Source organism: Streptococcus mitis, from assembly GCF_946188685.1.
In the GTDB taxonomy this organism is placed as follows: domain Bacteria; phylum Bacillota; class Bacilli; order Lactobacillales; family Streptococcaceae; genus Streptococcus; species Streptococcus mitis_CC.
In genome coordinates this window covers 19,868-32,980 of the sequence record NZ_CAMHWH010000004.1, presented here as the reverse complement: position 1 = coordinate 32,980, position 13,113 = coordinate 19,868, and the positions used below count along the sequence as shown (strand labels likewise).

Sequence of the window (13,113 nt, the reverse complement as noted above, 5' to 3'; positions counted from 1 at the left end):
TAGATTTTAAGCGCTAATATTCTTTTGAAAAATACTTTTTTTGCTTTACTTCTATAGTGAAAAGGTTTACAATTATAGTAAGAAAATTTCAGGAGGTTTCATTATGGCACAACGTTACCAAAATATCATGGTCGCAATCGATGGTTCTAAAGAAGCAGACTTGGCTTTTGTCAAGGGAGTTCATTCTGCTCTACGAAACGACGCTAAACTCACCATCGCACATGTCATTGACACACGCGCTCTCCAAAGCGTATCCACCTTTGATGCTGAAGTTTACGAAGAACTCCAAGTCGACGCTGAAAGTTTGATGAAAGAGTACGAAAAACGTGCTAAAGATGCTGGTGTGGCAGATGTTCATATCGTCATTGAAATGGGAAATCCAAAGACCCTACTGGCACGTACTATTCCCGATGCTGAGGAAGTGGACCTCATCCTCGTTGGCGCAACTGGTCTCAACGCCTTTGAACGCCTCTTGGTCGGATCTTCATCTGAATATATCCTCCGCCATGCTAAGGTTGATTTGCTGGTGGTGAGAGAACAAGAAAAAACCTTATAATCACAAAGAAAAGGAGCTCAGCGCTCCTTTTTGTTTACGATTTATTTCTCTCTTTATGGCGTTCATAAGCCTTGAGCTGGCGCTGCAGTTCCTTTTTAATAGCAGGTTCTGGAGCATATTTTTCTTCCCAATCATCTGGCTTTAAGATTTTGTGGGTCACTGGATCAAAATGAGCCTTGCCATCTGGAAAAATTTTCCCCATATTGGCCTGATGGACAATATCAAAAATACGTTCTGGGTCCACCCCCATCAAAACAAAACTACCGTAGGTGAAGTAAAGCGTATCAATCAAGGCATCCACCTGCCCTACCAAATCTTGCTGTGCAGGTGTCTTCTTGGCTACTTTATCTGCTGCCTTATCAAGGGCCTGATGAAGTTGCGATAAAGCTTGACCAAAATCCTCTTCAGAGGGACTGGCTGCTCGAACAAACTCCACCAATTCTTCTATTTTAAAGCCAGCCCTGTGGGTTGCACCTTCTAAATCCCAAGCTCGAGGTTCTTCTTGGGTTCGTTCATCCATCATGTGGTGGAAGGTCTTGACCTTATTGAAATGATAGTCACGGCTGACAAAGACTTTTTCTGAAGCTAGAACACCAAAATGTTCCAAGGCCTTGTGGATTCCGTCTTGCTGATTGCTAGTTGTGATATGCTTGGCAACTTCCTTGACACTGCTACTACCATTTCCCATAGCGACCGACATACCGACACCCGCCAGCATTTCTAGGTCGTTATCTGAGTCACCAAAGGCCATGACTTGGTTGAGATCAAAACCATATTCTTTCCCAACTCGTCGAATGCCTTCCAATTTAGAGTTTCCTTGATTGATGACATCCGCTGCAAAAGGATTGCTACGTGTCAATTTCAAGTCTTCAAAATCAGCTGCTGCCTTCTCAGATTCTTCTGGCGTCATCAGCATCAAGACTTGGTAGATAGGCTGATTCATTAGATCAAGTAGGTCTTCTTCCTTTTGGGGAACAACCTTGCTAACCATACGATTAAAGGAATGACTCACTGTCCGAGTTAAAACTGAGGGAACGAAGCGACTGATTCGTTGAGAAAAAGAACCCAGACCAAAGGACATGATTTTGGAACCTAACATGGCATCCTTGGTCCCTAGGGCAATCTCCTTGCCCTCTTTTTTAGCATAGCTAATTAGATGGCGCAAATGCAACTTGGAAATAGGGCTCGTGAACAAGACTCTGTCTTTAGTAAAGATATACTGGCCATTATAGGTTACCGCAAAATCCAGTTCCAAATCGTCCATCAATTCCTTAACAAAAAAAGGTCCTCGTCCTGTCGCTACGCCGACAAGCACCCCTTGTTCTTTGACAATCTTAATCGCGTCCTTAGTGGATTTCAAAACACTCTTGCGATCGTTGACCAAGGTTCCGTCGATATCAAAAAAAACCGCTTTGACTTCCATCCTATCCCAATCTCCCCTTTTGTGATACAATGATTATACCACATTTCAGAAAGAGTGAGTAAATCATGTCTAAGAAAATCCTTGTTTTACATACGGGCGGAACTATTTCCATGCAGGCCGATGCTTCTGGCACTGTTGTGACTAGTTCTGATAATCCCATGAACCATGTGTCCAATCCTCTTGAAGGAATCCAAGTCCACGCCTTGGACTTTTTTAACCTACCAAGCCCCCATATCAAACCCAAACATATGCTGGCCATCTACCAAAAAATCAAAGAGGAAGCAGAAAACTACGATGGTGTAGTGATCACACACGGAACCGATACTTTAGAGGAAACAGCCTATTTCCTTGATACCATGGAAGTTCCCCATATGCCTATCGTTCTAACAGGGGCCATGCGCAGCTCCAACGAACTCGGCAGTGATGGTGTTTATAATTATCTGAGTGCTTTAAGGGTGGCTAGCGATGACAAGGCTGCTGACAAAGGAGTTTTGGTTGTTATGAACGATGAAATCCATGCTGCCAAGTATGTCACCAAAACACATACGACCAATGTCAGTACCTTCCAGACTCCTACTCACGGTCCCCTTGGTCTGATTATGAAACAGGAAATCCTCTACTTTAAAACAGCTGCGCCCCGTGTCCGCTTTGACCTTGATTACATACAAGGTTTAGTCCCTATCATCTCGGCTTATGCAGGTATGACAGATGAGCTGATTGATATGCTGGATTTGGAACAATTGGACGGCTTGATTATCCAAGCCTTCGGAGCTGGTAACATTCCCAAAGAAACGGCTCAAAAGTTAGAAAGCCTTCTGCAAAAAGGAATCCCAGTCGCCCTGGTTTCACGATGTTTTAACGGTATCGCTGAGCCTGTTTATGCCTACCAAGGCGGGGGCGTGCAGTTGCAAAAATCTGGTGTCTTCTTTGTTAAAGAACTCAACGCCCAAAAAGCCCGTTTGAAACTCCTCATCGCCCTCAATGCCGGACTAACAGGGCAGGCTTTGAAAGACTATATGGAAGGGTAAGTCTCTTCTCTAAAAACAAATCAGGAAATCTTCACGATTCCCTGATTTTTTCTATTTACGTTTTCGTGTTGAACGACGTTCTGTCAAACCATGAGGTAAGAGAACTTCACGTTCTTCCAACTCTTCCTTGTGCATAATCTTAGTCAACATACGCATACTAATAGCGCCAAGGTCATAAAGAGGTTGGGCAATGGTGGTCAAGTTTGGACGGGTAAAGCGTGAGATTTGTGAATCATCACTAGTAATGATTTCAAACTCTTCTGGCACAGACACACCCTTATCAGCAAGGCCGTTCAAGACACCTGCTGCCAGCTCGTCACCTGTTACAACTGCTGCAGTTGCATTTGATGAAATCAAGCGTTCTGCCAAGGCATAACCGTCTTCATAAGTGTATTTAGATTCAAATACCAATCCTTCGCTATAAGAAATACCTGCTTTTTTCAAGGCCTCCTTGTAGCCAACCAAACGAACCTTACCATTGATGTCATCCACTAGTGGACCGCTAACAAAAGCGATGCGCTCATTTTCTTTAGCAAGGTAGGTTACTGCATCAATCGTTGCTTGTTTATAGTCAATATTGACACTTGGAAGCTGATGTTCTACATCCACAGTTCCTGCAAGAACAACTGGTGTTCGAGAACGAGAAAACTCTGAACGAATTTTTTCAGTCAAGTGGTACCCCATAAAGATGATACCATCCACTTGCTTAGAAAACAGGGTATTGACAACTGAAACTTCCTTGTCATCATCCTCATCACTATTAGCAAGGACGATATTGTACTTGTACATTTCAGCGATATCATCAATCCCTTTAGCAAGCGTTGAGAAATAACCATTAGTGATATTTGGGATCACGACACCAACAGTGGTTGTCTTTTTACTTGCAAGACCACGCGCCACTGCATTTGGACGGTAATCCAAACGATCAATCACCTCGAGTACTTTTTTACGGGTGTTCTCTTTTACATTCTTATTGCCATTGACTACACGGCTAACCGTCGCCATTGAAACTCCTGCTTCACGGGCGACATCATAAATCGTTACTGTATCGTCTGTATTCATTCCATTTCCTTTCTATATCATACCTCACGAGACTCCAAAAAAGAGACGGTATGAAAATTTCGTTTTCATGATTCTACTTATTCCATTTTATCACTATTTGTAAACACTTTCAAGCATTTTTTGAAGATTATTTGAAAAAATTTCATAGGAAGCTATGTTTATGAAGAAAAAATCACCTTTTCTTGATTTTTAATCCTATTTACTGTATGATAAGGGAAAAGAAAGGGGGAAGAAATATGGCTTTTACCAATACCCACATGCGGTCAGCTAGTTTTGGCATTGTTACCAGCTTGCCTGATGATGTTATTGACTCTTTTTGGTATATCATCGACCACTTCTTAAAAAATGTCTTTGAATTGGAGGAGGAACTCGAGTTTCAATTGCTCAATAACCAAGGAAAAATTACCTTCCACTTTTCAAGTCAACACCTCCCTACAGCCATTGATTTTGACTTTAACCATCCTTTCGACCCTCTTTATCCCCCGAAAGTACTGGTTTTAGATATGGACGGTAGAGAAACTATCCTCCTCCCAGAAGAAAATGACCTATTTTAAAAACTCTAGCCTTCAGTTACAAGCGACTGAAAACTAGAGTTTTTTCTATTGTTTCAAAGCATTATACAAGTTGCGGATCGGTTGCTTTAATGTCGGATGGATAAAATGAGGCGCAATTTCCTGTAAGGACTCAAGAACAAAAAGGCGTTCCGCTATGTAAGGATGAGGCAAGATGAGGTCGTCTGTATAAAGAATCTGATCCTCCACAAAGAGCAAGTCCAAATCAATCAAACGAGGCCCCCAATGTACTTCTCTCACCCGTCCCATCTCTGACTCAATGGCTAACAAGGTCTCTAATAGAACTGGGGCAGGCAACCAGGTTTCAACCTCAACCACTTGATTAGCAAAGCTATCCTGCTCAACACCACCCCAAGGCTCCGTCGTCAATACACTGGACTCTTTGAGAATATGGATACCTCGATTTCGCATTTTCTCAATGGCTTGCTTCAAGTTTGCTTGTTTATCTCCCATATTGCTTCCTAGGGCGATAAAGGCTCGTTGCTTGCGGCGATGAATGGTTACTGAGCAAGTATCTAGTGGCAAATGCACTGGCGCCCAAGGTTTTTTCAGTTCCAGCTTAATTTCTTGGACAAGAGGATAAGCCTCAAAGGTACGTTCTACCAGTTTGTAGGCTACCGTTTCAATCAAGTCCTCAGTTGTTCCCTGAAACCAAGCCGTCCACTGCTGGCACAATTCTCCGTAATGGACAGAGGCTGTTAAATCCAAGTCTGTCGCCGCCTTGGTCATATCATAGGATAGGATTGCGGAAATAACAAACTTCTGCCCCAATTCTTTCTCACTAGGAAAAAGACCATGATAGGCAAAAATTTCCAAATCTTTAATCTGCAGTTGATCCATAATGATTCCTTTCTAGAAAAATCCGCTTCAAGCGGATTCTTTTTATACTCAATAAAAATCAAAGTGCAAACTAGGAAGCTAGCCGCAGGCTGCTCAAAACACTGTTTTGAGGTTGCAGATGAAAGCTGACGTGGTTTGAATTTGATTTTCGAAGAGTATTATAGTCCCATTAAACGATAAGCTTGGTCTCGAAGGTCCTTATCTGTTTCAAATAGACCACGAGCTACTGTCGTCAAGGTTGCAGTGCCTGGTTTTCTAACACCACGCATGCTCATACACATATGTTCCGCCTCAATGACAACAAAGGCTCCTTTAGCACCTAGATAGTCCATCAAGGCATCGGCCACTTCGATATTCAAACGTTCTTGAATTTGTGGTTTTTTCGAATAAACTTCAACCGTACGGGCTAGCTTAGACAAACCTGCCACACGACCATCTGGAATATAGGCAATATGCGCTCTACCATAAAATGGCAAGAAGTGGTGTTCACACATGGTATGGAAAAAGATATCCTTTTCTACCACCATATTATCATCAATAATCTCAAAGGATTTTGACAAATGTTCCTCCGCTGTTTGACCAAGACCTGAAAAAATCTCTTGGTACATACGAGCCACACGAGCAGGTGTTTCCTGCAAGCCCTCGCGGTTAGCGTCCTCTCCGACAGCCTCGATAATCATTTTTACAGCTGCTTCAATCTTTTGTTTATCCATTCTCTTTTTTCCTCTCCATCAGATAGGCTCTCACTTGGCTCAAGAAATACAAGGAACCTGTGACAATCCAAACTGTTTTTTTCTCTTCTTTTTTATCTGTCAATTTCTGCTCTAGAAAATCCTGCCAACCTTGGTAGCTGAGATTTCTAGACTTAGCTGCCTCTTCCAGAACGTTTTCATCAGTCGCCCGACTATCTTCAAAATGTGTCAGAGTAAGCTCGGTATCTGGCATGGCCCCTAGCAAGTCCAACATATCCTCCAAGGCCTTGGTTTTGATACAAGTAAAGAGGATTTCCTTACGATAATCCGCAAAGCGTTCTTGCAAGGTTACCAATAAAGCCTTGATAGCATGGGGATTGTGGGCCCCATCCAAAATTATCAAGGGATCTCTTGACACGATTTCCAAACGCCCTGGCCAACTTGTTTCTTCCAAGGCTTGAGCAAGCAAGTGATTGCTTGCTAGTTCTCGACCATCTTCTTGACAAAAAGTATCAAGTAAAGCTATGGCCATCCCAGCATTCTCTATCTGGTGCAAACCAAGCAGGCCAGTCTGGAAGCGACCTTGTCTGACAACACTTGTATAGTCAAAGACTTCGCCTGTAACCACACTCTCTTGGTGACTGACATGATAATTTGCCCCGTAGGCAAGTCTCGACGCATCTTTCTCTTCCGCAATGCGGTCAATCACAGCCAAAGCTTCTGGAGCAATACGACCTGTCACCAAGGGAATACCTTTTTTGATAATACCAGCTTTCTGCTCTGCTATAGCTTCCAAGGTGTCACCAAGTAGGGCTACATGGTCCAATCCAATGGTCGTAATTCCTGTTAAAATTGGCTGACAAACATTGGTACTATCCAAGAGTCCCCCCATACCAACTTCCATGATGGCCACATCTACTTGCTCCGAGTTAAAGTAGTCATAGGCCAAAGCTGTGATAATCTCAAACTCAGTTGTCCCCTGCAAATTAGCAGCCGATTCCCCTTCCAGCAACGACTGATAGTCTGCCATGAGGGCTTCTAGTCTAGCCTCTGGGATAGATTCCCCATTGATGCTAATCTGATCTGTGTAATGAATGAGATAGGGCGAGCTAAACACGCCAACTCTCAGCCCTAGCTTTTCTAGCATCTTTTTCAAAAAAGCAATGGTCGAACCCTTGCCATTGGTCCCTCCGATATGGATGACCTTGAGTTTGAGATGGGGATTGCCACGCAAAGCTAATAGTTCCACCATTCGTTCCAAGCCAAAATGCGGTTGATCCGTCCGATAGTGGGCAATCCACTGATTGTTTTCAAATTCTTTCATCTTATTTATATTGTTTTAAATCTAGATTTTCCGCTTCATCAGCCAGACGAATGGCGGAGGCAATTTCAACTGCCATCCTGTGACTAGCTACGTCATGCACGCGCACCACTTCTACACCCTGTCTTGCAGCAATACTAGTTACATGAGCCGAAGCCGTATCTCGATTGCGGAAACCAAGTTCTGTCTCAGGATTGACTTCAAAACCATTTTCTTCAAGAATATTGATGACAAACCTCTTGCGCGACACTCCAAGAAAGATTGGATAGCCTTTCTGATGTAGTTTATCCAGATCCCGTAAAAGAAGCAGATTTTCTTTCTTGGTCAGACCAAAGCCGATTCCTGGATCCAACAGGATATTTTCTGGTGCAATACCAGCTTCCTCTGCTCTCGCTAGTGCTCGTTCAAAGAAAGCCTCCATCAATTCTTCGATTGGCATTTTTTCAAAGTCACCTAACTCTTCCTCTGTAAAAGCTTGACCAAAGCCAAAATGAGGAAAGATGAGTGAGCTAGGATGCTGAGGTCGAGCCATGACTGGATTAAACATAATGACTACTTTCGCTCCAGCCTTAGCAACCACATGGGCCATTTTTTCATCACCCATTAGACCAGTGATATCATTGACTAGATTGGCACCAGCAGCCAAAGCAGCCTCTGCCACCTGACTTTTCCAAGTATCGATAGAAATGAGGACATCACTTTCCTTGCGAATCGCTTTAATCACTGGAACAACACGCTGGATTTCCTCTTCTATCTCAACATAGCTACTTCCCGGCCGAGTTGATTCTCCGCCGATATCGAGCATACTGGCTCCTTCTGCTATCAATTTACGAGCCTGCTGGAGTGCCTGCTCAAGAGCAAAAAATTGACCACCGTCCGAAAAGGAGTCTGGGGTTACATTGATAATTCCACAAATAGCTGTCTTTGCATGATTTGCTTTAGTTGACATATCGGTCACTCCCTCAAGGCTTTTCACCATATTATTTCTCTATTTTACCATAAAAAGAAAAAGATGGACACGATTGCATTCATCTTTTTCCCAGTAGAAACAAGTAAGCAATTGTCAAAAATCTTAAACAGAGATCCCTAATGTCCGACTCAAAATCAACACGAGAGCCAACAAACAGAAAAAAACTCCATTAACAATCATGTGAAGTAAGATAGACATTTCCAAACGTTGGGTTTTATAAACTGTCCAAGTTAGCACAGTTGACATTCCTCCATAGATAAGAAGAGAAGGTAGATTTGTCGGTAAATGAAGCAAGGCAAAGATAATAGCACCGACTATATAACCCACATTTTCTTTACCACGAAAGAGTTTTTTAGGAATCACTCCTCGACATAAAATCTCCTCACAAATAGGAGCTATTAGAACCAGTAAGAAAAAACTGGAAATTAAGGAACTATTCTGGACCAAATCATTAATATTTGATTGATTGCTGGTTGTTGTTTCATTCATCAAATGCAGTAAGACCACACCAAGAATATTAAAGGCAAGAATCACTAGATAGCTTAAGGCCAATCTAGCCAAATCCTTAGCCTTGAAAAACGATAAACCAAAACTAGCCAACTGTGTTTTCCTAGCACCTATTATAAATACAGTTAAAACCACAAGAGATAAGGCCCCTACTAATAGTCCCGTTTGAAGCAGTGGAAATTTTCTGCTAGTTAAAAAAGTTGCTAGGGCTAAAGGAAACTGAGAAAACAAAAGCCCTACTAGAAAGATTATTAACCACTTCCCCCTGTTTAATACTTCATCCCAAATATTCTTTTTTATCATCAATCATACTCCTACCATTCAATCAAAATCACCTACCTAGTTTGAAGCAATTTTCAAGTAACTATAATATAAAAAGGGGAGAACCCCTTTTTATATTATAGCATTTATAGTGCCATACTGATGTAGTTAAGGATAAACAAGGCATCCAAAATCCAAATCATGACATGAACATCTTTAGCTTGACCTTTGACAAGCTTAGTCAAAGTGTAAGTCAAGAAACCAACTGCAATCCCTTGAGTGATAGAGTAGCTGAATCCCATAAAGATAGATGTGAAGAAAGCAGGAACCGCTTCAGACATATCGTCCCAATGGATATTTTTCAAGCTAGCCAACATCATAATCCCAACGATAATCAAGATTGGAGCTGTAGCGGCTGTTGGTACAATCGCTAGAAGTGGGCTAAAGAAGCTTGAGATAGCAAAACAGATAGCTACAACCAAGGCTGTCAAACCAGTACGTCCACCTGCACCAATACCAGCAGCAGATTCAACATAAGTCGTTACGTTTGAAGTACCTGCGATGGCACCAATTGAAGTACCAATCAAGTCTGAATAAAGAGCCTTGTCCAACTTAGCTGATTGGTGATTTTCACCATTTGTCGCTACGATACCAACTTTTTCACCTGTACCAATCAAAGTACCAATTGTGTCAAAAATATCTGTTAACGAGAAGGCAAGAATGGCCATAAGAGTTTCAGGTAAGCGAGCTGTATCTGAAATCAAAGCTCCCAAACCTTCTGAACCAAGAGCTGCACCAAAGACTGTCTTCAAGTCTTCAAAGGCTGCACCAACATGGTTGTTAGCAAAATCGATACTAGACAAATCTACCAAACCAACTGCGATAGCAAGAACAGTTGTTGTCAAGATAGAGAGAATAATTCCCCCTTTAATTCCTTTGATAACAAAGAAGATAGTAATGGCAAGTCCTGCAAGAGCCACCAAAACAGCTGGATTATTAAAGCTGACCAATCCTGGAACTGCTGAAGAGTTTGCTGCAATCGTTGCTTGAGCCTTGTCAGCCCCTTCTCCCACAACAGTATAGTTGCCTGGATCAATCGTAAATTTCAAAAGTCCAGCATTCTTAATTCCTACGTAGGCAAGGAAAACACCGATACCAGCTGAAATAGCTGAGCGAAGAGCATTTGGAATCGATTCAATGATCATTTTACGAACATTTGTCAAGGTAATAATCAATGAGATAATTCCACAGATGAAGACCATAGCTAGAGCTTCTTGCCAAGAATAACCAAGTCCAAATACGACTGTGAAGGTAAAGAAGGCATTCAGTCCCATACCTGGCGCTTGGGCATAAGGTAAGTTAGCGTAGAAAGCCATCATCAAGGTACCTGCTACTGCACCAATAATTGTTGCGAGGAATACACCCTGAGCAGGCATTCCTGTTTGCGAAAGAATTTGTGGGTTTACAAAGAGAATATAGCTCATTGCAAAGAAAGTTGTTAAACCAGCGAGAACCTCTGTACGAACGTCTGTACCGTTCTCTTTTAGTTTAAATAATTTGTCCATTATCAATCTCCTTTTAATTTTTACGAACAATAATAGAATTATATCATTTATCATTCACTTTTTCAATATCTTTGTTTGATTTATTTAAGAATTTGATGAAATTTCTTTTTTAGTTTCGAATCTGCTTTTCTGCCTGCTTTTTGTTATAATAGTAGACATCTTATCTGGAAAGACACTAGAAAGGTTTATATGACGAAAAAAATTATTGCAGTTGACCTGGATGGAACCCTGCTCAACTCAGACAGTCAGATTTCTGACTTTACCAAAGAAACTATTAAAAAAATTACTGAAAAAGGGCATCAGGTTATTATTACGACAGGTCGCCCTTACCGCATGTCAAAAGATTTCTACCGTGAATTAGGCTTAGACACTCCTATGATTAATTTCAACGGCTCCCTTACTCATTTACCAGACCAAGCTTGGGACTTTGAAAAGTGTTTGACCGTAGACAAAAAATATCTGCTAGACATGGTTCAACGTTCAGAAGATATTCAAGCCGATTTTATCGCTGGAGAATATCGTAAAAAATTCTACATTACAAATCCTAATGAAGAAATTGCCAATCCTAAACTATTTGGTGTAGAAGCTTTCCAGCCTGAAGATCAATTCAATCCTGAATTGGTAACCAAGGACCCTAACTGCATTCTGTTGCAGACCAGAGCCAGTGACAAATATGCCTTGGCAAAAGAAATGAACACCTTCTACCAGCATCAACTTTCTATTAATACCTGGGGAGGTCCGCTCAATATCCTTGAATGTACCCCAAAAGGTGTCAACAAGGCCTTTGCTTTGGACTACTTGCTCAAGGTAATGAACCGCGATAAAAAGGATTTGATTGCCTTTGGAGATGAACACAATGATACCGAAATGCTAGCTTTTGCTGGGAAAGGTTATGCAATGAAAAATGCCAACCCAGAGCTACTCCCCTATGCAGATGAGCAAATTTCCTTGACAAATGACCAAGACGGGGTTGCCAAAACCCTGCAAGATTTATTCTTATAGTCCATTCTGACCAGCTTGCAAGCTGGTCTTTGTGCTCTTTTCACAGTCTCATCAACCAGTTAATCGATTGTTCTATTTTTTGCCTCCAAAACCTTGGAAAAGGCTTTCTTTTGTGATATACTTCACATATAAATACAAGAGAGCTCGTCACACTCGACTCTGTTGACACAAAATCAATCCAGTCCCGTTGTCCCTGTTCTCGGTCAATATCAAGGAGGATAGCTATGAAAGCTGTTGTTGTAAATCCAGAAAGCACTGGTGTTGCTATTGAAGAAAAAGTACTCCGTCCACTTGAAACTGGGGAAGCACTTGTAGAAATTGAATACTGTGGTGTTTGCCACACTGACCTTCACGTTGCTCATGGCGACTTCGGTCAGGTACCAGGACGTGTTCTTGGACACGAAGGTGTTGGTATCGTTAAAGAGATTGCACCAGATGTTAAGAGTCTTAAAGTTGGCGACCGTGTCAGCGTTGCTTGGTTCTTTGAAGGATGTGGTACTTGCGAATACTGTACAACTGGCCGTGAAACTCTTTGCCGTACAGTGAAAAATGCTGGCTACTCAGTAGATGGTGGTATGGCTGAACAATGTATCGTAACTGCAGACTATGCTGTTAAAGTTCCTGACGGACTTGATCCAGCCCAAGCCTCTTCTATCACATGTGCTGGTGTAACAACCTATAAAGCTATTAAAGAAGCAAAAGTTGAACCAGGCCAATGGGTTGTTCTTTACGGTGCTGGTGGACTTGGTAACCTAGCTGTTCAATACGCTAAAAAAGTATTCAATGCTCATGTCATCGCAGTTGATATCAATAACGACAAACTTGCCCTTGCAAAAGAGGTCGGTGCTGATATCGTTATTAACGGCCTAGAAGTTGATGATGTACCTGGACTCATCAAGGAAAAAACTGATGGTGGAGCTCATTCAGCTGTCGTAACTGCTGTATCTAAAGTTGCCTTCAATCAGGCTGTTGACTCAGTTCGTGCCGGTGGTCGCGTAGTCGCTGTTGGTCTTCCTTCTGAAATGATGGAACTAAGTATCGTAAAAACCGTTCTAGATGGAATCCAAGTCATCGGTTCTCTTGTTGGAACTCGTAAAGACTTGGAAGAAGCCTTCCAATTCGGTGCAGAAGGTTTGGTAGTTCCAGTTGTTCAAAAACGCCCAGTCGAAGATGCCGTAGCTATTTTCGACGAAATGGAAAAAGGTCAAATCCAAGGACGTATGGTACTCGACTTCACCCACTAATCTAATAAAAACCTATTTTAAAAGTTGGAATGCGCTTCCAACTTTTTTATATTAAATTTTTTAATAAGGA

At 41.9% G+C, this 13,113-nt stretch carries 13 protein-coding genes; 5 read left to right on the top strand and 8 right to left on the bottom strand.

Features of this window, described 5'->3' with window-relative positions; genetic code table 11:
* The first annotated feature begins 103 nt into the window (after positions 1 to 103).
* Positions 104 to 556 carry a universal stress protein gene (locus tag N8N51_RS04675; RefSeq protein ID WP_000079148.1) on the top strand — a complete coding sequence of 151 codons (453 nt, stop codon included), beginning with the start codon at positions 104 to 106 and terminating at the stop codon, positions 554 to 556.
* A gap of 34 nt (positions 557 to 590) precedes the next feature.
* On the opposite strand, the gene N8N51_RS04670 is transcribed toward N8N51_RS04675, so the two are convergent.
* Complete coding sequence (locus tag N8N51_RS04670) at positions 591 to 1,979, bottom strand: Cof-type HAD-IIB family hydrolase (RefSeq protein WP_261103676.1); 1,389 nt, start codon at positions 1,977 to 1,979, stop codon at positions 591 to 593.
* Positions 1,980 to 2,044: 65 nt separating this feature from the next.
* On the opposite strand from N8N51_RS04670, the gene N8N51_RS04665 reads away from it, so the two are divergent.
* Complete coding sequence (locus N8N51_RS04665) at positions 2,045 to 3,007, top strand: asparaginase (RefSeq protein WP_261012000.1); 963 nt, start codon at positions 2,045 to 2,047, stop codon at positions 3,005 to 3,007.
* A gap of 51 nt (positions 3,008 to 3,058) precedes the next feature.
* Here N8N51_RS04665 and ccpA read toward each other — a convergent pair whose 3' ends face one another.
* On the bottom strand, positions 3,059 to 4,069 hold the full coding sequence (ccpA, locus tag N8N51_RS04660; RefSeq protein WP_001090627.1) for a catabolite control protein A: 1,011 nt from the start codon (positions 4,067 to 4,069) through the stop codon (positions 3,059 to 3,061).
* Between the two features lie 236 nt (positions 4,070 to 4,305).
* Between ccpA and N8N51_RS04655 the strand changes: the two genes are divergently transcribed.
* The gene (locus N8N51_RS04655; RefSeq protein WP_049522427.1) at positions 4,306 to 4,623 is read left to right on the top strand and encodes a DUF960 domain-containing protein; all 318 of its coding nucleotides are present in this window, start codon (positions 4,306 to 4,308) and stop codon (positions 4,621 to 4,623) included.
* A 45-nt stretch (positions 4,624 to 4,668) separates the two neighbouring features.
* Here N8N51_RS04655 and folK read toward each other — a convergent pair whose 3' ends face one another.
* From folK to N8N51_RS04625, 6 genes are all read right to left on the bottom strand, one after another.
* A complete protein-coding gene (folK, locus tag N8N51_RS04650; RefSeq protein ID WP_238096266.1) occupies positions 4,669 to 5,481 on the bottom strand; it encodes a 2-amino-4-hydroxy-6-hydroxymethyldihydropteridine diphosphokinase in 813 nt (270 codons plus the stop codon).
* Positions 5,482 to 5,639: 158 nt separating this feature from the next.
* Entirely contained in the window at positions 5,640 to 6,194 is a 555-nt protein-coding gene (gene folE / locus N8N51_RS04645) for a GTP cyclohydrolase I FolE (RefSeq protein WP_078237932.1), read from the bottom strand.
* On the bottom strand, positions 6,187 to 7,497 hold the full coding sequence (locus N8N51_RS04640; RefSeq protein WP_261030194.1) for a bifunctional folylpolyglutamate synthase/dihydrofolate synthase: 1,311 nt from the start codon (positions 7,495 to 7,497) through the stop codon (positions 6,187 to 6,189). The genes folE and N8N51_RS04640 overlap by 8 nt, the downstream gene beginning before the upstream one ends.
* Position 7,498: 1 nt before the next feature.
* Positions 7,499 to 8,473, bottom strand: coding sequence for a dihydropteroate synthase (folP, locus tag N8N51_RS04635; RefSeq protein WP_261012002.1), 975 nt, complete (start codon positions 8,471 to 8,473; stop codon positions 7,499 to 7,501).
* A gap of 93 nt (positions 8,474 to 8,566) precedes the next feature.
* Positions 8,567 to 9,274: a CPBP family intramembrane glutamic endopeptidase gene (locus N8N51_RS04630; protein ID WP_261012003.1), complete on the bottom strand. Its 708-nt coding sequence runs from the start codon at positions 9,272 to 9,274 to the stop codon at positions 8,567 to 8,569.
* A gap of 104 nt (positions 9,275 to 9,378) precedes the next feature.
* On the bottom strand, positions 9,379 to 10,797 hold the full coding sequence (locus tag N8N51_RS04625; RefSeq protein WP_000359286.1) for an NCS2 family permease: 1,419 nt from the start codon (positions 10,795 to 10,797) through the stop codon (positions 9,379 to 9,381).
* A gap of 189 nt (positions 10,798 to 10,986) precedes the next feature.
* Between N8N51_RS04625 and N8N51_RS04620 the strand changes: the two genes are divergently transcribed.
* Positions 10,987 to 11,799: a Cof-type HAD-IIB family hydrolase gene (locus tag N8N51_RS04620; RefSeq protein ID WP_261103672.1), complete on the top strand. Its 813-nt coding sequence runs from the start codon at positions 10,987 to 10,989 to the stop codon at positions 11,797 to 11,799.
* A 224-nt stretch (positions 11,800 to 12,023) separates the two neighbouring features.
* A complete protein-coding gene (gene adhP / locus N8N51_RS04615; RefSeq protein WP_261047937.1) occupies positions 12,024 to 13,043 on the top strand; it encodes an alcohol dehydrogenase AdhP in 1,020 nt (339 codons plus the stop codon).
* Positions 13,044 to 13,113 lie beyond the last annotated feature (70 nt).